14 protein-coding genes are annotated in these 18,703 nt (G+C 66.2%); 2 read left to right on the top strand and 12 right to left on the bottom strand.

The window, feature by feature from the left end; genetic code table 11:
- Nucleotides 1-82 precede the first annotated feature (82 nt).
- From AC1KVE_RS00425 to AC1KVE_RS00390, 8 genes are all read right to left on the bottom strand, one after another.
- Nucleotides 83-994 carry a DUF6624 domain-containing protein gene (locus AC1KVE_RS00425; protein ID WP_481092043.1) on the bottom strand — a complete coding sequence of 304 codons (912 nt, stop codon included), beginning with the start codon at nucleotides 992-994 and terminating at the stop codon, nucleotides 83-85.
- Between the two features lie 125 nt (nucleotides 995-1,119).
- Complete coding sequence (clpB, locus tag AC1KVE_RS00420; RefSeq protein WP_226427330.1) at nucleotides 1,120-3,705, bottom strand: ATP-dependent chaperone ClpB; 2,586 nt, start codon at nucleotides 3,703-3,705, stop codon at nucleotides 1,120-1,122.
- 198 nt (nucleotides 3,706-3,903) lie between these two features.
- Nucleotides 3,904-4,707 (bottom strand): ATP-binding cassette domain-containing protein, encoded by an 804-nt coding sequence (locus AC1KVE_RS00415; RefSeq protein WP_481092044.1) that lies wholly within the window; start codon nucleotides 4,705-4,707, stop codon nucleotides 3,904-3,906.
- Nucleotides 4,704-5,498, bottom strand: coding sequence for an aliphatic sulfonate ABC transporter permease SsuC (gene ssuC / locus AC1KVE_RS00410; RefSeq protein WP_481092045.1), 795 nt, complete (start codon nucleotides 5,496-5,498; stop codon nucleotides 4,704-4,706). The genes AC1KVE_RS00415 and ssuC overlap by 4 nt, the downstream gene beginning before the upstream one ends.
- Before the next feature lie 127 nt (nucleotides 5,499-5,625).
- Entirely contained in the window at nucleotides 5,626-6,609 is a 984-nt protein-coding gene (locus AC1KVE_RS00405) for an aliphatic sulfonate ABC transporter substrate-binding protein (RefSeq protein ID WP_481092046.1), read from the bottom strand.
- Between the two features lie 11 nt (nucleotides 6,610-6,620).
- Nucleotides 6,621-7,661: an L-glyceraldehyde 3-phosphate reductase gene (gene mgrA / locus AC1KVE_RS00400; protein ID WP_039519430.1), complete on the bottom strand. Its 1,041-nt coding sequence runs from the start codon at nucleotides 7,659-7,661 to the stop codon at nucleotides 6,621-6,623.
- Nucleotides 7,662-7,677: 16 nt separating this feature from the next.
- Nucleotides 7,678-9,006 carry an LLM class flavin-dependent oxidoreductase gene (locus AC1KVE_RS00395; protein WP_126966277.1) on the bottom strand — a complete coding sequence of 443 codons (1,329 nt, stop codon included), beginning with the start codon at nucleotides 9,004-9,006 and terminating at the stop codon, nucleotides 7,678-7,680.
- 64 nt (nucleotides 9,007-9,070) lie between these two features.
- Entirely contained in the window at nucleotides 9,071-11,326 is a 2,256-nt protein-coding gene (locus AC1KVE_RS00390; protein ID WP_456362946.1) for a TonB-dependent receptor, read from the bottom strand.
- Between the two features lie 273 nt (nucleotides 11,327-11,599).
- Between AC1KVE_RS00390 and AC1KVE_RS00385 the strand changes: the two genes are divergently transcribed.
- Both AC1KVE_RS00385 and AC1KVE_RS00380 read left to right on the top strand, forming a co-directional pair.
- Nucleotides 11,600-11,908, top strand: coding sequence for a GIY-YIG nuclease family protein (locus tag AC1KVE_RS00385; protein ID WP_047129181.1), 309 nt, complete (start codon nucleotides 11,600-11,602; stop codon nucleotides 11,906-11,908).
- A gap of 45 nt (nucleotides 11,909-11,953) precedes the next feature.
- Nucleotides 11,954-12,661: a glutathione S-transferase gene (locus AC1KVE_RS00380; protein ID WP_184456727.1), complete on the top strand. Its 708-nt coding sequence runs from the start codon at nucleotides 11,954-11,956 to the stop codon at nucleotides 12,659-12,661.
- Between the two features lie 133 nt (nucleotides 12,662-12,794).
- On the opposite strand, the gene AC1KVE_RS00375 is transcribed toward AC1KVE_RS00380, so the two are convergent.
- The 4 genes from AC1KVE_RS00375 to AC1KVE_RS00360 all read right to left on the bottom strand — a co-directional run bounded on the left by AC1KVE_RS00375 (nucleotide 12,795) and on the right by AC1KVE_RS00360 (nucleotide 18,692).
- Nucleotides 12,795-13,610, bottom strand: coding sequence for a DUF3014 domain-containing protein (locus tag AC1KVE_RS00375; protein WP_065032709.1), 816 nt, complete (start codon nucleotides 13,608-13,610; stop codon nucleotides 12,795-12,797).
- 1,305 nt (nucleotides 13,611-14,915) lie between these two features.
- A complete protein-coding gene (locus AC1KVE_RS00370) occupies nucleotides 14,916-16,085 on the bottom strand; it encodes a lysozyme inhibitor LprI family protein (protein ID WP_184456724.1) in 1,170 nt (389 codons plus the stop codon).
- A complete protein-coding gene (locus tag AC1KVE_RS00365) occupies nucleotides 16,082-17,683 on the bottom strand; it encodes a SulP family inorganic anion transporter (protein ID WP_102580633.1) in 1,602 nt (533 codons plus the stop codon). Before AC1KVE_RS00365 ends, AC1KVE_RS00370 begins: the two co-directional genes overlap by 4 nt.
- Nucleotides 17,684-17,819: 136 nt before the next feature.
- Nucleotides 17,820-18,692: an XAC2610-related protein gene (locus AC1KVE_RS00360; protein ID WP_184456722.1), complete on the bottom strand. Its 873-nt coding sequence runs from the start codon at nucleotides 18,690-18,692 to the stop codon at nucleotides 17,820-17,822.
- Nucleotides 18,693-18,703: the final 11 nt, after the last annotated feature.

Here is an 18,703-nt window from a genome sequence, read left to right as displayed (position 1 = left end):
AGCACGCCATGACGACATCGCTAGCGGTTAGTTCCGTTGACGCCCGGTTTGACTACGCGATTGCGTACCCACTGCGCGACGATCAACGCACTGGCGTGTGATACGTCTCTTGCAGCATCCGCTTGTAATCGGCAATGGACGGCAACCCCACTGCGCGCCGCCGCGCATCGAGTCCCGCTTCGTCCTCGGTAGGTTGCAGCGACATGTGCCCGTCTGTCTCGGTCTCAAACTGCGTTCCGTAACGCTGCGGTTTGCCTTGTGCACGCAACACGCGATCAGTCAGCAACGCAACATGGTCTGCCGCTACATCTCTGCGGGAAAGCGCCGCTTCCAGCAACGGCAACATCTGCGCCTGAAACGTCGGATCTGCATCGGCATGCTGTACCAGTATCCACGCGGCCTCTGCGCCGTCCTCTCCAACCAGTGCATTGCCTGGCCAGCCTTGGCGTGCGACGACTTGCTTCAACCATGCGGTGTTATCCCGATCGACCGGTGCGATGCGTGCCCAATCTTCCGGCTTTCCGCCGGCAGCAATCGCGGCGCGACGGACCTGCTGGTCCTTTTCGACACGCGCCAGCAGTTCCTGTCGCAGCGCTTGATCCAAAAAAGCATTTTGCTGCGCACCAAGACGCTCTGCCTTCGCCAACAACGCCGGCCACGCCTCGGTCTTGCGTAGTCGATTGAGTCCGGGACGATCTTTACCACGCAGGTCTTCGACAGCGATACGACCGTGCGGAATCTCCGAATCGAGATAACGCAACGCTTCATCGGTGCGGCCGGCGGCCGCAAGACATTCCACCTGCAGCAGCTGCGCATTTTGTGGAAACGGGATGGAAGCGCGTTGCAGCGAACCTAAAATTTCCGCGCAGCGCGGATAGTCCTTTGCTTCATAGGCATCGACGGCAGCCACGAAATCCGGTGGTTGGGCGGCGTGGCCTGCAACTGCCGAGCCTGTCCACATGACGATACCGATGATCAGATCAGCCACGCGCATCTGTGTTTCTTCCGTCGGTCTATGGCCCGATAGTACCCGGAGACTGCTTGCCCCGGAACACCATCCGAACACGTTGCCAGACGTCAGCGGATCGTCCCGCATTCTGCGGGACGATCCTTACTCACTCAGCCCTTGTCAAACACCAGCCGCCCACCCTCGGCACGCACGCGCACGGTGTCGCCGCCGAGGTACTGACCAGACAGGATCTGCTGGGCCAGCGGGTTTTCCACCTGCGACTGGATCGCACGCTTGAGCGGGCGCGCGCCATACACCGGATCAAAACCGACATTGCCGAGCAATTCCAGCGCGGCATCGTCCAGGTCCAGCTTGAGGCCGCGCTCGGACAGGCGTTTTTCCAGCCCATGCAACTGGATGCGCGCGATCGACTTGATCTGCGCCTTGTCCAGCGGGTGGAACACCACGATGTCGTCGAGCCGGTTGATGAACTCCGGGCGGAAATGCGCCTGCACCACGCCCATCACCGCCGCCTTCATCTGCGTATAGGCCTCGGCGCTGCCGTCGCCGGACAGCTCCTGGATCTGGTGCGAGCCCAGGTTGGAGGTCATCACGATGACAGTGTTGCGGAAGTCCACCGTGCGGCCCTGGCCATCGGTCAGGCGGCCGTCGTCGAGCACCTGCAGCAGGATGTTGAAGACATCGGCATGCGCCTTTTCCACCTCGTCCAGCAGGATCAGCGAATACGGGCGCCGCCGCACCGCCTCGGTCAGATAGCCGCCTTCCTCATAGCCCACATAGCCTGGAGGCGCGCCGATCAACCGCGAGACCGAGTGCTTCTCCATGAACTCGCTCATGTCGATGCGGATCATCGCCTCGGTGCTGTCGAACAGGAAATCCGCCAGCGCCTTGCACAACTCGGTCTTGCCCACGCCGGTCGGGCCCAGGAACAGGAACGAGCCGCTCGGACGATTGGGATCGGACAGGCCGGCGCGCGAACGCCGCACCGCGTCGGAGACGACCTTGATGGCCTCGTTCTGGCCGACCACGCGCTGGTGCAGCTCGTCTTCCATGCGCAGCAGCTTGTCGCGTTCGCCCTCAAGCATCTTGTTGACCGGGATACCGGTCCAGCGCGACACCACTTCGGCGATTTCCTCGGCGGTCACGCGGTCCTGCACCAGCTTGAAGTCGTGATGTTCGACCTCGTTGGCCAGCGCCATCTGCTTTTCCAGCTGCGGCAGCACGCCGTACTGGATCTCGCTCATCTTGGCGTAGTCCTGGCGCCGTTGCGCGGCTTCCAGCTCCAGCTTGGCGTGCTCGATCTGCTCCTTGACCTTGGTGGTGCCCTGCAGCGCGGCCTTTTCCGACTTCCACAACTCGTTGAGGTCGTAGAACTCGCGCTCGAGCTTGTCGATGTCGTTTTCCAGATCGGCCAGGCGTTGACGCGAGGCGTCGTCCTTTTCCTTCTTCAGCATCTCGCGCTGGATCTTGAGCTGGATCAGGCGACGCTCCAGGCGATCGAGTTCCTCCGGCTTGGAGTCGATCTCCATGCGGATGCGCGATGCCGCTTCGTCCATCAGATCGATCGCCTTGTCCGGCAGCTGGCGGTCGGTGATGTAGCGGTTGGACAAGGTGGCGGCGGCAACGATCGCCGGGTCGGTGATCTCCACACCGTGATGCACCGCGTAGCGTTCCTTCAGCCCGCGCAGGATCGCGATGGTGTCTTCCACCGTCGGTTCGCCCACGAACACCTTCTGGAAGCGCCGCTCCAGCGCCGCGTCCTTTTCGATGTACTTGCGGTATTCGTCCAGCGTGGTGGCGCCGATACAATGCAGCTCGCCGCGCGCCAGCGCCGGCTTGAGCATGTTGCCGGCGTCCATCGCGCCATCGGCCTTGCCGGCGCCGACCATGGTGTGCAGCTCGTCGATGAACAGGATGATCTGGCCTTCGTTCTTGGACAGGTCGCTGAGCACCGCCTTCAGCCGTTCTTCGAACTCGCCGCGGAACTTGGCACCGGCGATCAGCGCGCCCATGTCCAGCGACAGCACGCGCTTGCCGCGCAGGCCTTCGGGCACTTCGCCGTTGATGATGCGTTGCGCCAGGCCTTCGACAATGGCGGTCTTGCCCACGCCGGGTTCGCCGATCAGCACCGGGTTGTTCTTGGTGCGCCGCTGCAACACCTGAATGGTGCGGCGGATTTCTTCGTCGCGGCCGATCACCGGATCGAGCTTGCCGCTCTCCGCACGTGCGGTCAGGTCGATGGTGTATTTTTCCAGCGCCTGGCGTTGTTCCTCGGCATTTTCCGATTGCACGGTCTCGCCGCCGCGCAGCTTGTCGATGGCGGCTTCGATCTTCTTCTTGTCGCCGCCGGCCGCGCGCAAGGCCACGCCCAGCGGGCTGGCATCATCGGCGGCGGCCAGCACGAACCACTCGCTGGCGATGAAGGCATCGCCATGTTGCTGGGCCAATTTGTCGGTCTGGTTGAGCAGGCGGTTGAGATCGTTGCCGATCGACAGGTTGCCTTCCTGCCCGGAGACCTTGGGCAGCGTGTCCAGCGCCTCGCCCAGCCGCTCGCGCAGCAGCGGCACGTTGACGCCGGCCTGCGACAGCAGCGGGCGTGTGCTGCCGCCACTCTGGTCGAGCAATGCGGCGAGCACGTGCACCGGCTCGATGATGTTGTGGTCGCGGCCCACGGCCAGCGACTGCGCGTCGGCCAGCGCCTGCTGGAACCGCGAGGTGAGCTTGTCCATCCGCATGGGGATAATCCTCTGAACTGGTGGCCGGCGACGCCGACGATACCGTGCAGATGCGGCTGCCGTGCGGGGTTTCAAGGTTTGGCGGCTGCGCAGGTGCCGATGCGGGGCAGTAGGACCGGCTCACACGCGGCGGCGCCTGGGCTGGGCGGTGTGGGCTCGCCCAGTGACCTGGACCACCCCAGGCCGACGGACACGTCGTTACACGATCCGCCGCAGCGGCTGCGATGCAGGCGCCGCAGCAGGATTCTCCGCAGCCGCTGGCGCCGGCACGTGCGACGCCCCCAGCAGACGCGACAGCACCTGCGCCTGGATTGCCGCCAGGGCCGGCGCGCCGGGGGCACGCGGATGCGGCACCGGCACCGGCAGGTCCAGGCCGACCTGGCCATGCTCGATCAGCACGATGCGATCGGCCAGCGCACTCGCCTCGGCCACATCGTGGGTCACCAGCACCAGGGTGAAGCCGTACTGCCGCCACAACTGCACGATCAGCTGCTGCATCTCGATGCGCGTCAACGCATCCAGTGCGCCCAGCGGTTCGTCCAGCAACAGCAGTCGCGGCCGGTGTACCAGTGCGCGCGCCAGGGCCACGCGCTGGCGTTGACCGCCGGACAGCGCCGCCGGCCAGTCGCCACCGCGTGCACCCAGCCCCACCGCATCCAGCGCCGCCTGTGCCTGCACACGCCCGGCACGCCCCAGGCCCAGCGCCACGTTGTCGATCACGCGCTTCCACGGCAGCAGCCGCGCGTCCTGGAACATCAGCCGCACCGCATCGCGCTGCGCTGCCAGCGCTGCATGACCGCTGTCGACGGTGCCGGTATCGGCTGCTTCCAGCCCGGCGATCACGCGCAGCAAGGTGCTCTTGCCGCAGCCGCTGCGCCCGACCACCGCCACGCAGGCGCCAGGCGCGATCTCAAGGTCGACGCCACGCAAGACCTCGCTGTCGCCGTAGCGCTTGCCGATGCCGCGCAGGCTCAGCGGCAGGCCGGTGTCGGCCGCGCTCACCGGCGCAGCTCCGCACGCTGTTGCTGCGCCGGATGCCAGCCCAGCCACCAGGCTTCCAGCCCGCGTGCGGCCAGATCGGCCAGCTTGCCGAGCAGCGCGTACAGCACGATGGCCACCACCACGATGTCGGTCTGCAGAAACTCGCGTGCGTTGTTAGCCAGATAGCCGATGCCGGAACTGGCGGAAATGGTTTCGGCCACGATCAGGGTCAGCCACATCAGGCCCAACGCAAAGCGCAAGCCGACCAGAATCGACGGCAATGCGCCGGGCAACAACACATCGACAAACAGCTGCGGGCCGCGCAAACCGTAATTGCGCGCCATCTCGATCAAGGCCGGGTCCACGCTGCGGATGCCGTGATAGGTATTGAGATAGATCGGGAAGAATGTGCCCAGCGCCACCAGGAACAGCTTGGCGCCCTCGTCGATCCCGAACCACAGGATCACCAGCGGAATCAGCGCCAGATGCGGCACGTTGCGCAGCATCTGCAAGGTGCTGTCGAGCAGGCGTTCGGCCATACGCGACACGCCGGTGAGCAGGCCCAGCGCAAACCCGATGCTGCCGCCGATGGCCAGGCCCACGGCCGCGCGCCAGCTGCTGATGGCCAGGTGTTGCCACAACTCGCCGGTTTGCACCAACGTCACTGCGGCACGCAATACCGCATCCGGTGCGGGCAGGATGCGCTGCGGCAACCAGCCACCGGAGGCCGCGACCTGCCAGGCCACCAGCAAGGCCAGCGGCACTAGCCAGGGCACCAGCACGTTGCCTAGACGCTGCGAGCGGCGACTCATCGCACGGCCTTGCTGGTTGGGCGATGCAGCGAAACAACGGCGTGCGCCTGCCCGCTCACGGGTGCTGAGCACGCGTTCTGGCCTGCGCATGCGCTCCTGCTTGCGGGTGTAGTACGGCTTGCGTGCATCACTTGCCCACCGCCTGCTTGCCTGCCGCTTGCACCGCGGCAACTGCGGGCGCCCGCCATACCGCCGGCGCCACCAGCACGCGCTTGGGCAGCAGGCGCTGCGCGTAGAACAGATCGGCGGTGGCCTGCTGCGCCTTGATGACCTCGGCGCTGAGCGGTTGCACGCTGGCTGGCGGGCGATGCGTCAGCGTGCGCTCGACCACTGCAGGCGACAGCCCGCTGACCTGCGCCAGCACCTTGATGCTGCCGGCGCGGTCGCGCTCCAGCAAGCCATCGGCCTGATTGAGCTTCAGCATCACCTGCTGCACGAACGGACCCCACGCGGTGGCGTAACGCCGCGAGGACAGAAAGAACCCGCCGGTCAATCCCAGCCCTTCGCCATTGGCGAGCAGGCGTGCGCTGCCATCCAGCGTCAATGCCGAATACCACGGGTCCCAGATCGCCCAGGCATCCACCTGCCCGGCCGCGAATGCCGCACGTGCGTTGGCCGGCGACAGATACAACGGCGTGATGTCGCGCATGCTCAGGCCGGACTTGGCCAACAACCGCAGCAGCAGGTTGTGCGCGCTGGAACCCTTCTGGAAGGCCACCCGCTTGCCCTTGAGGTCGGCCACGCGCCGCAGCGTACTGCTGGCCGGCACCAGGATGGTCTCGGCCTTGGGCGTGGGCGGCACCCAGCCCACGTACAGCAGATCGGCACCGGCGGCCTGCGCGAACAATGGCGGAATATCGCCCGCACCGCCCAGGTCGATGCTGCCCACGTTCAAGGCTTCCAGCAGCTGCGGGCCGGCCGGAAACTCGACCCAGCTGATTCTGGTGCGCGGAAAGCGCTGCTCCAGCAACCGATGCTGCTTGGCCAGCACCAGGCTGGACACCGCTTTCTGATAGCCGATACGCAGCTGCGCCGGCTCGGCCGCCGCTGCGGGTTGCAGCCACGCGATGCCGGACAACAGCAACGCAGCAATCAAAAAGCGGTAGCGCATCGGAGCGTTCCTCATTGCCAATCGGTGGACGGTTTTTCCCAGAGGTTGACGCCACCCTCGACTGCAAAGCGGTCGATCTCGGCCAACTCGTCCGCACTGAACTCGGGCGTCTGCAGGGCCGCGACGTTTTCGATCAACTGCTCCGGGCGGCTGGCGCCCAGCAATGCCGAGCTCACCCGCGGGTCGCGCAGCACCCAGGCCAGGGCCAGCTGCGCCAGGCTCTGCCCACGCCGCTGCGCGATCGCATCCAGCCCGCGTGCGCGCTGCAGGTTGGCCTCGGACAGATGTTCCGGCCGCAGCGAGTCGCCACCGGGACGATTCACGCGCGCGTCGCCGGGTACGCCATTGAGGTACTTGCCGGTCAACAGGCCCTGCGCCAGCGGCGTGAATGCGATCACCCCCGCGCCGACCTCGTCGGTCGCCTCGAACAGCTCATGCTCGGCCCAGCGATTGAACAGGTTGTAGGCCGGCTGATGGATCAGCAGTGGCACCTTCCACTCGCGCAGCAACGCGGCGATCTCGCGCGTGCGCGCCGCCGAATACGACGACACGCCCACATACAGCGCCTTGCCCTGCTGCACCGCGCTGGCCAATGCGCCAGCGGTCTCTTCCAGCGGCGTGTCCGCATCGAAGCGGTGCGAGTAGAAGATGTCCACGTAGTCCACGCCCAGCCGCTGCAGGCTCTGATCCAGGCTGGACAGCAGGTATTTGCGCGAACTGCCGCCCTGCCCGTACGGACCCGGCCACATGTCCCAGCCGGCCTTGGTGGAGAGGATCAATTCATCGCGATACGGCTTGAAGTCTTCACGCAGCAGGCGGCCGAAGTTGATTTCCGCGCTGCCATACGGCGGGCCGTAGTTGTTGGCCAGATCGAAATGGGTGATGCCCAGATCGAAGGCGGTCCGCAGCAATGCGCGCTGCGTGTCGATCGGTGTGCTGTCGCCGAAGTTGTGCCACAGGCCCAGCGACAGCGCAGGCAGGACAAGGCCGCTGCGGCCGACACGGCGGTAGGCGATACGGTCGTAACGATCGGGATGTGCGAGATAGGTCATCAGGGTATCCGGTGAGTCAGCGTGCGCTGAAGCGATTGACGGGGCGTGCCAGCCCCAGATGATCGCGCAGGGTGCGCCCTGCATATTCACGCCGGAACAGTCCACGCCGCTGCAGCTCGGGCACCACGTGCGTGGCCACATCGGCCAGGCCGCCGGGCAGATGCGGCACCAGCACGTTGAAACCGTCCGCGGCCCCGCCTTCGAACCAGGCCTGCAGCTCGTCGGCAATCTGTGTCGGCGTGCCGATCAGGCTGTAGTGCCCGCGTCCGCCTGCGATGCGCCGACCGAGCTGGGCAATGCTCAGCTGCTCCTGTCCGGCCAGCTCGGTGAACAACTGCTGGCGGCTGCGCTGGCCGGTTTCGGTGAGCGGCAATTCCGGCAACGGGCCATCGGGCGGATAGCCGGACAGGTCGAAGTTGCCCAGCATGCGCGACAGCAGCGCGATGCCGACCTCCGGCTCCACCAACTCCTGGAACTGCGCAAACTTGTCCTGCGCCTCGGCCTGGCTCTGCCCGACCACGATGAACACACCCGGCATCACTTTCAACGCATCGCGCGCGCGCCCGAACTGTTCCAGCCGCCCCTTGATGTCGGCATAGAACGCCTGCGCCTTGGCCAGCGACGATTGCGCGGTGAACACCACCTCGGCGGTTTCCGCAGCCAGCGCGCGCCCGGGCTCGGACGAGCCGGCCTGCACCAGCACCGGATGCCCCTGCGGCGCACGCGCGATGTTGAGCGGGCCGCGGACCTGGAAGTGCGCGCCGCGATGATCCAGCACATGCAGCCGCGCCGGATCGTAGTGCACGCCTGCAGCGGTGTCGGCGATGAAGGCATCGTCGTCCCAGCTGTCCCACAGCCCCGCGACCACCTGCTGGAATTCGCGCGCCCGCGCATAGCGCTCCGCATGCACGTAATGCGCGTCGCGGTTGAAGTTCAATGCTTCGTCGGCGGCATCGGAGGTGACCAGATTCCAGCCGGCACGCCCACCGGACAGATGATCCAGCGAGGCGAACTTGCGCGCCACGTGATACGGCTCGTTGTAGCTGGTGGTCATGGTGGCGATCAGGCCGATGCGCTCGCTCACCACCGCCAACGCACTCAGCAGCGTGAGCGGTTCGAACAGGCTGGAACGCGCCATCCGCGACGCCACCGGCCCACCAGCTGCAGCCAGGCTGTCGGCGACAAACACCGCATCGAACTTGGCGGCTTCGGCGATGCGCACCATCTCGCGATAATGGTCGAACACCAGCGGGTCGGCACTGGCCTGCGGGTGCCGCCATGCGGCCACGTGATGGCCGGTGGCCATCAGGAACGCACCGAGCGAGAGCTGTCGTGCAGCGCTCATGGCAGCCCACCGTGCGGTGCGCCTGCATTGCTCGAATCAGCATCGAAGAACATCACGGACATCGTCAAAAATCCTTGTGCAGTTGCAGCCCGACATAGCGCTGGTCGTCGCGCGGCACCAGCCGGAACACGTTGCCGGTGGCATTGGCCAGCAGCGGGGCGTATGAGCGGTCGCCGAGATTGCGGCCGAGCACCGCCACCCGCCAGCCATGCACATCGTCGGCCAGTGCGATGCTGGCATTCCAGATCGCGTACGGGCCCTGGATGGTCTGCGGGGTCTGGCTGAGGTCGTACTGCACGCTGTCCTGCCAGCTCACGTCGCCATTGAATTCCAGCGCCAGGCTGCCGCGCAACGGCACCCGGTAACCGGCGCGCAGATTGCCCTTCCAGTCCGGCGAAAACGGCAACGGCCGGCCGTCGACATTGCAGTTGGCCGCCGCTGCGGTGGGGCAGGCAAACCGTTGGATGCGCGCCTGCGTGTAGGCCAGCGAGGCGGCCAGGCTGAGCCGCTCGGTGGGCCGGTAGTCCAGATCCAGTTCCAGGCCCTGCGTGCGCACCTGCCCGGCGTTGATCAGGCGCGTCACCACCTGCCCGGCCACGGTGTCGAAGAAGTTAGCCTGATAGTTGGCGTAGTCGGTATGGAACAGCGCCACGTTCGCACTGAGGCGATCGTCCAGGGCGCGCGCCTTCAGGCCCAGCTCCCAGGCATTGGAGGTCTCCGGTTTCAGCGCCGGCGTATCGCGCGGCTGCATGTTGAAGAACACGTTGTAGGCGGGGCCCTTGTAGCCGCGCGAATAGGTCAGGTAACCGGTGGTCCGCGCGTCGAAATCGTATTGCAGGCCGGTGCGGCCGGACACGCCGTTTTCTGCGGTGCTGCCGCTGCTTGCGGTGGACGGCTGGATGCCGGTGACTGCGGTTGCCGAGCTGGACAGGCGCTGATGCTGGTAGTCGAGCGTGTCGCGGGTGAAGCGCGCGCCCAGCAGCGCACGCAGATCCGGGCGCCAATGCCAGGTGGCCTCGCCGAAGGCGGCATAGGTTTTCGCGCGGGTGGCGTAATCGGCCACGCCCACGTTGCTGGCGGTGGGCGTCGTCACCGTGCGGCGGTAGGTTTCGTCATTGCGCGCATGCAGGTAATACAGCCCGGCGACCGCCTCCACCGCACGATCGCGCGGGGTCTGGATGCGCAACTCCTGCGAATACTGCGTGTAGCCCAGGTCGCCACGGTCGTGCGAGGACGGAAACGCCGCGCTGCGTTGCGCGGTGCGATCGCCATCCTGAAACTGGGTGTTGTCCCATTGCCGCCACGCGCTGATCGAGGTCAGCAGCGCATCGCCGAGCTGCTGGTCCAGCTGCAGCGAGGCGCCCTTGTTGATGTCGTCCAGATACGTGCGGTAATCGCTGTTGATCTGGCGGTTGTCGTCCCTGGCGACGACCGGTGCCAGCGCCGCGGCGAAGTCGGCGCGCGTGCTGTCCACCACCACACCGCTGGGCGCGTCGCTGTGCGATTGCAGGTAGTCGGCCAGCAGCGTCGCGTTCAAGCCAGGGTTCGGGCTCAGGTCCAGCCGCAAGCGCGCGCCGGCGCGCCGGTAGCCGTTGACGGTCTGGCCGTCGGCCACGTTGCGCACGTTGCCGCCGTACTCGGCCCACACTGCCGACACGCTGGCCTTGAGCAGCTCCGGCACCAGCGTGCCGCCGACACTGGCACGCACGCGGTCTTCGTCGCCGCCACCGAAGTGCGAGTAATCCACATAGCCGCCGAACAGCTCCGGCGCCGGCCTGCTGACGATATTGAGCACGCCGGCGGAGGCGTTCTTGCCGAACAAGGTGCCCTGCGGCCCGCGCAGGACTTCGATGCGTTCGACATCGAGCAGGTCCAGCGTGGCCTGGCCCGGACGCCCCAGCACCACGCCGTCGATCACCGTCGCCACGCTGGGCTCGACGCCTGGCGAGGTGGAGATGGTGCCCACGCCACGCAGGAACAACGAGGTGTCCTTGTTGGAGGCACCGTTGCGAAAGCTCAGGCTGGGCACCAGCGCCGGCAGGTCGGCCACGCTGTTGCGGTTTTCGCGCTCCAGCGTCTCGCCCTGCACCACCGACACCGCCACCGGCACCTGCTGCAAGGTGGTTTCGCGACGCGTGGCGGTCACGGTGACCGCGCCCAGGGTCTGCGCGGCGTGCTCCGGCGTCGCAGCAGCCTCGCTCACTTCATCGGCCAGCACCGGCGCACATGCCCACACCAGACTCCACGCCAGCACCTGCGGCCTGGCCAACCATCTCGAAGCAGCGAGGATCCTTGCAGGGGTCCGGTGTCGCGCAGGCATGTACGTCCTTTCGTGGCGTCGGCTGTCGTGCAGCAGCGTGGGGAGATTTCTTGCGAATTGGCCAGCGCCATGCATGCACGGCGACCCGGCCGCAGTGCAGACCGACACGGCGCTGCAACGCAGTAGCGCATGCTGTTTGCAGCGGCCGCGAGCGTCAAATAACCAATGTTTAGGTGGTTATTCACTCACGCGCCGCCGCGTGTCGACCGTCCGTGCCCAGCGCTCGCCAAGACCATCGCTGCACGACACCAGGCCAATGGCGATAATGGGCCCATGGATGCACCCAAGCCCTGGCACCTCTATCTGCTGCTGTGTCGCAACGGCAGCTATTACGCCGGCATCACCAACGATCTGGAGCGGCGCTTCCAGGCGCATCAGCGCGGCACCGGCGCGCGCTATACCCGTGCAAACCCGCCGCTGGAGCTGCTTGCCAGCCATCCGTATGCGGACCGCGCCGCCGCCTCGCGCGCAGAGTGGCAGCTCAAGCAGCAACCGCGGGCGCGCAAGCTGGCCTGGTTGCTGGCGCAACCGCACGACGATATCGGGTCACAGCCCGCTGACGCTTCGCTCACGCCCGCCTAGCCGCGCGGTTTCTACGCTGTAGCGCCATCGATCGCGGAGCAGCGCATGCACTATCAGCTCTATTACTGGACCGGCCTGCAAGGCCGCGGCGAATTCGTCCGGCTCGCACTGGAAGACGCCGGCGCCGACTACACCGACGTGGCGCGCGTCGAAGGCGATGAGGTGATGAATGCCTTTCTGGAAGGCCACCAGGCCGGCGCGCAGCCGTTCGCACCACCCTTCCTCAGGGCCGGCGACACGGTGGTTGCGCAGGTGGCGGCGATCCTGCATGTCATCGGACCGCAACTGCAGCTGGTGCCGGATTCGGACGCACAGCGCATCCAGGCATTGCAGTTGCAGCTGACCATCGCCGATCTGGTGGCCGAGGTGCACGACAGCCATCATCCTATTGCCACTGGGCTGTATTACGAAGACCAGAAAGCCGAGGCAGCAAAGCGCGCCAAGGATCTACGCGACAACCGCCTGCCCAAGTTCCTGGGCCACTTCGAGCAGGTGCTGCAACAGGCCGGCGGCACGCATGTGCTTGGCACGCATTCCTATGTGGATCTGTCGTTGTTCCAGCTGATCAGCGGGCTGGAATACATGTTCCCCAAGCGCATGAAGACACTGTCAGCCGATCTTCCCGGCCTGAAGGCCTTGCAGGAGCGCGTGGCCGCCCGCCCACGCATCGCGGCCTATCTCGCCTCCGAACGACGCGTGGCGTTCAATACCAACGGCATCTTCCGCCACTATCCGGAGCTGGATGCGGCGTAAGCGATGGCGGCGTGTGATGCACCGCGTGCCGCCGAAGTTGCGTTGTTTCCCTGCTGGGCTGGCGCACGACGCTGCATCCATGCATGCAAGGCCGCATTCGGGCGGCCTTCTCCTCACGTCATCACACGCTGCGTCAGCGTCCCTGCAGCAACGCCGTCCGGATCCGCTGCAACTGCGCCTTCACTGCAGCCGCTTGCGCTGGCCCCAACCGCAGCAGCGCTTTTTGACCGACCGACAGCGACTCCAACGCGGGATCGACAAAACGATAACGGCCACGCTCGTCGCGCTGCACCTTGATCGGCTGTACCGGGTCGGGCGTGCGCAGCAGATGATCGATCACGTCGATCACGCGGTCGTTGAAGTAGCGGTCCGGCGCGCCCAGGTCGGCATAGGCCTGCTGGAACAGCGGATAGAAACGCGCATAACTGCGCACCAGCGCCTGCGCATCCACCTGGGTGAACGCCGCCACATAAGGCGCATACCGCGCCGCATTGGCCTGATCGATCACCACACTGCCGCTGGCATCGGACACTGCCAACTCGCCCGCCACCGGCTGCAGCACCGAGGCGCGACGGCTGATGCTGGGCTGGGTGAGATTGTCGATCATCACCACCACGCGTTCGATCAGGTGCTTGCGCAGCACGATCGACAAGGCGCCATCGTCCTGCACCAACTCCACCAAGGCCTGCCACGCAGCGGCATCGCTCTGTGCCAGCGCAGGAATCGCGGCGTCGGCGGCATCGGCCGAGGGCTGCTGCACCGGATGGCGCGGCCCGGCCGGTGCCGGCGGCGCGGGGGTCACCGCCGCTGCCACGGCGCTGGCGGTCTGGCTGATCGGCGCAGGCAATGCGCCCGGTGCAGTGGGTGACCCGCTGAATAGCCACCAGGCGGCGCCAGCCACCACCGGCACCGCCAGCAGCCACGGCCAACGCGAAGACTTGGATTGCATCGTGGAACTCCTTACATCGACGACATCCATGGTGTGACAACCAGATATCGCGGTGGTTCCATCGATGTGCGGCGATGACGCGATCAAGCAGACCATGTGCATCGCACAAGGGCGATTGGCCGCGAAGAGGACTGTTTCTGGCAGAGAACGCTGGCTGCAGCGCTAGAACTGGCAACGACATACGCCTGACCACCGTCCTCATTGCGAACCGATCACGCGCGCAGCGAAATCCGATGCAGTCACAACTCAGTGATCGAGGGGCGCGATGCCCTCACCGCTTGCGGGACACGCCGTGAATCCGTCCGTGGAGGCTCCTTGGCTGCATCCATGCCGCCAAGGGTCCCGCAACCGGCAAGGACACCGCGCCAGGAGGTTGGTTGGTGGTCGAATGAAAAGCTGCCTGTTGCGATTGCAAGTCTTGCGTCGGGACGCTGAAAAGTTTGCAGGTTGCTTTGTTGAGCCGCTGCCGTTACTCGGTCTGCGCTGGAAAGCTGATCGAACGCACGGTGATCCGAACAACGCACACCATGCTTTGCTTGCAACCAAACCACCGACCATCTCGACAGGTCCTTGCCGGCCTACCGTCGCGGGACCTTACGCGGCATGGATGCCGCGTAAGAGCCTACACGGACGTACTTGCGGCGTGTCCTGCGAGGGTGGGCGGGCAAGGGCCCTGCAGCCAAGCCACACATCGTCTGCTCTACAGTCGACGCATTCGCACCGCTTAATACCTTCCAAGGCGACCGAGCGCTTGAGCTTCAGCAGCACCTGGACGTTCCAAAGCCGAGTTGGTCGAGTGCGCGGTGCCCTCGCCGCTTGCGGGACACGCCGTGAATCCGTCCATGGAGGCTCCTTGGCGGCATCCATGCCGCCAAGGGTCCCGCAACCGGCAAGGACACCGCGCCAGGGAGTTAGTCGGCTGCTTTCTTGAAAGCGTATTGTTTGGCTTGCGAATGGAAAATGGTCAGAGATTGATCGAACGCTTAGTGATCCGACCAGCACATGTCATGCATCGCTTCCCCTATGCATACCGACCATCTCCACTGGTCCTTGCCCGCCCACCGTCGCGGGACCTTACGCGGCATGGATGCCGCGTAAGAGCCTACAGGGACGTACTTGCGGCGTGTCCTGCGACGGTGGGCGGGCAAGGGCCCTGCAGCCAGGCCGCAGATCGCATCTAGCTCTAGCTCTGGTTTGGCTTTGGCTCACCCACATCGCCAACGCTCGAACCAGAACGCCCAGCATCGCCGCATCAAGCAACAACGCCGCCCGCCCGATGGCCGCGAGTGGCTGTCTCCGCCGCTCTCAGCTTGCGAAATCCAGCCGCGCGTTCACCCAGGCCGCCACGATGGCGGCGGCCGCCTGCTCGGCCTGCTTCGCAGGCAGGCGCTTCTCGCGCACCAGCCATGCGGCCGTGTCGGCGCGCACCTTCGGCAGTAACGCGCGCACGGCCTTGCGCTGTGCCGCCGGCCAGTCGCTGTCTTCCCCGGTCCAGGCGGCAATCGCCTTGTCCGGATCGTCGCCGTAGCGCTTGCGCAATGCCGGGGTCAGGTACAGCAATGGCGATACCGACGCGCGTAACGCGATGATTTTCCACTCGGCGTAACTGGCGTAGCGAATGGTGCCGGCGTCCTTGCTCAGGGCCTCGATCAACCCGTCGAAGCCGGCATCCAGCTGCTTCCAGCTGGCCAATGCAAACAGACCGCCCGGCGGCTCGCAGATCGGCGCGAACCCGTCGCGTGTCGAGCCATACAGCGACCCGAACGCCTCATACGCCGGCTCGCCCACTGCAGCAAAGATGAAGCAATGCACGTAAGGACGATGATCGCTGTTGTCGCGTTCGATCCACATCCGCAGCAATGTCAGCACGCGTTCCTGCGCCTGCATGGCGGGCATGCCATCCACATCGTCGAGCAAGGATGCGGCGAAGTCGTCGACCTTGCGCAGCGCCTTGCGCGCACTTTCAAACCGCGCACTCGCCAGCTTCGCATCCACGCCCGCGGCGGGGACAAACTGATGCAGATACGCCAGCCACGCCGAAGCCAGCGGCGTGTCGTAGCCCTGCAACTGGCGCGCGGCGTCGGCAGGCGCAGTGGGAATCAAGGCGATGATGCGATCCAGCGCCTGTTGCTGCACAGTCAGCGCCTTGGCCAGCACATCGGCCCTGGCCTTCAATGTGCGTTGCAGGCAGTCGTCCAGTTTGGCGTCCTGCGCGCAGGCATTGCGCTGCCGCAGCCAGGCGCGTTGCTGATCACGCACGCCTGCGACCGCGCCACGCGGCGTGGTGTCCAGCAGCGCCCGATAGGACTCGTCCAGCTGATCGTCCAGATGGCCCAGCGCCGGCACCGCGCACAGCCGTTTTTCGACCGCCGTGCCGGCCTGCTTGCAATCGAACGAGGCCGCCCAGGCACCGCCGGCGCCAAGCAACAGTGCGCCACCGATGATCACCCGCAACACGCTGGAGCAGGATGTCATTGCACTGCCTCCTTGCGTGCGGGCAGCAGCGAGAGCAGCAGCAGGGTCACCGCCAGCGCGACATAGGCACCCACGAACTGCCAGCTGATCACGCGCGCCAGGCCGTGCAGCGACCATGGCAGATAGATGCCGCCGCGCGGGTCCACCGAATGGATCAGGCCGAACAGCGTCAGCCCCGCGGCCACCAGCAGGAAGACCGCACCACGGCGCAGGCGGCCATCGATCATCGCCGCCACGGCGGCGATCCACAGCATCGCGGTGATGATGAAGCCATTGCCCAACGCGAAGATCACCGCCAGCTCCGGCAGGCCATGCCCATCGAGTTTGGTGGTGAGTGCGACCAGTTGATCCGGCGCAATCCAGCCTGGTGCCTTGATGGTCAGCAGGTACGCCACCGATGGCAGAAAGCCCAGCACCATCGCACCGGCGTGCTGCCTGGGCGTGGCCTGGAACGCCTGCGTGGTGATGTCGATCGACACGTACACGATGATCGGCGCCAGCACCGCCAGCGGCAGCCATTGCACCAAGCCGGAGATCACGCCGAGCATGCCACCGATGCCGACGAACAGGCCGGTCAGCAGCGTGTAACCGGAGCGCGCGCCCATGTGCTTGTAGGCCGGCTGGCCGATGTAGGGCGTGGTCTGCGCCACCCCGCCGCAGACGCCTGCGACCAGCGTCGCCAGGGCTTCCACCAGCAGGATGTCGCGGGTGCGGTAGTCATCGCCCGCGGCACGTGCGCTCTCGCTGACATTGATGCCGCCCACCACCATCAACAGGCCGAACGGCAGCAGCAGCGGCAGGTACGCCAGCGTGGCGGGCAGACCGTCGATGAAGCCCAGATTCGGCAACGGCAACACGATCTGCGGCGGCGTCCATTCCGGCACCGCGAAGCCCGGTGCGCCCAATCCGGCCAGTCCCAGCCCGTAGTACAACGCCGTGCCAATCACGAACGCCACCAGCACGCCGGGCAACTTGGTCGGCAGCCGGCCCTTGGCCAGCAGCACGTACAGCAGCAGGCCCAGGGTGACGAAGCCGGCCACCGGCGAACGCAGGGTTTCCAGCAGTGGCAGCAAGCCCATCAACACCAGCGCGATGCCGGCGATGGAACCCAGCAAGGCCGCGCGCGGCAGCGCGCGCGTGACCGCCTCGCCGACGAACGACAGCACCAGCTTGAGCAGGCCCATCACCACCAGCGCGGCCATGCCGAGTTTCCAGGTGGCGATGGCAGCCGCCTGCGGGTCCAGCCCCTGTGCCTTGAAGCCGACGAATGCCGGGCCCAGCACCAACAGCGCCATGCCGATGCTGGTCGGCGCATCCAGGCCCAGCGGCATCGCGGTGACGTCGTCGCGCCCGGTGCGTGCAGCCAGCCGCCGCGCCATCAAGGTGTAGAGCAGGTTGCCCACCAGCACGCCGAACGCGGTGCCGGGAAACATGCGCCCGAACACCACCTCGGCCGGGAACTGGAACATCCCGACCAACGCCATCGCGATGAAACCAAGGATGGAGAGATTGTCGACGACCAGGCCGAAGAAGCCATTGAGGTCGCCGGCGACGAACCAGCGCGGCGATGCCGCAGTACGCGAGGAAGGGGCCGACATGGGAGCCAGGAAGCGTGGGGATCGACCGATGGTAGCCGCTGCTCCGCACGCGCGACAGCGGCGCGGTGGATCAGAGCGTGTCGCCGCGATTGCGCCGGTCTGTTCCATGCCAGGCGGCTGCGTGGCAGCAACGGCCCTACTTCATTGCCGCAGCGACCTCGATCCAGCCGACGATGTCGCCACGGCCGGCACTGCGATAGCGCACCTGCACGCGCGTGGCATCGGCGCTGACATCCAGCGCGTCGGCCCGATCGCCTTGCACCAGATAGCGCTTGGTGCCGGTCGCCGTAGGGGTGGCGTAGAGCGGCAGACGCGCCACCTGCACGCGCAGCTGGACCGGCATCGGCGCGTCCAGGGTGGTGCCGATCTCGCTTGAAAGCTTCGCCCCGCGCGCGTCGTAACTGGGCCACACCGAGAGCGGCATGCCATCGCCGGTGCCTGGATCCAGCAAGGTCTGGATGTCGGGCGAGGCGATCGGCTGCTGCGTCCTGGCCACATACAACCGCCCATCGGCCGCGTAGCGATACACATCGGCGTACCACATCGGCCCGCTGCGGCAGGAGCTGGTCAGGCTGCGCTGCTGCTTGTCGGGCGTCAGATTGAAGAAGCCCTCGCACTGCACTGCCGGGCGCGTGGGCGCGGTCAGCGCACGAAAGCGCCGTTGCGCCGGATCGAACACAAAGACCAGCACCGCTTCGTTGACCTGGCCAAGCATCGCCGACACCGCAAGATCCGCATGTCCGTCGAAGTTGTAGTCGTCGCTGTCCACACCGGCGCCGCCTTCGCCCTCGTCCAGGTTCGCGTCGAACCATTGCTCCTTGCCGCCCGGGCCCAACACCACATGCAGGCGTGCGCCGACCAGTGTGGCGGTCGCCTGCGTGTTTGCGTCCAGCGTCACCTGCACGCTGGTGTCGCGCGCAAAGCACGCAAACGACAGCCCGCCCAGTGCGGCGAACAACAGCTTGCGTGCAGCGCTCACGCGCAGTCGCTGCAGATGTTCAAGCCGCATGGTCGCCAGAC

It is taken from the genome of Xanthomonas sp. NCPPB 2864 (assembly GCF_056675615.1).
Note: the sequence above shows the minus strand (reverse complement) of the source record. Positions and strands in the feature narration are given on the sequence as shown.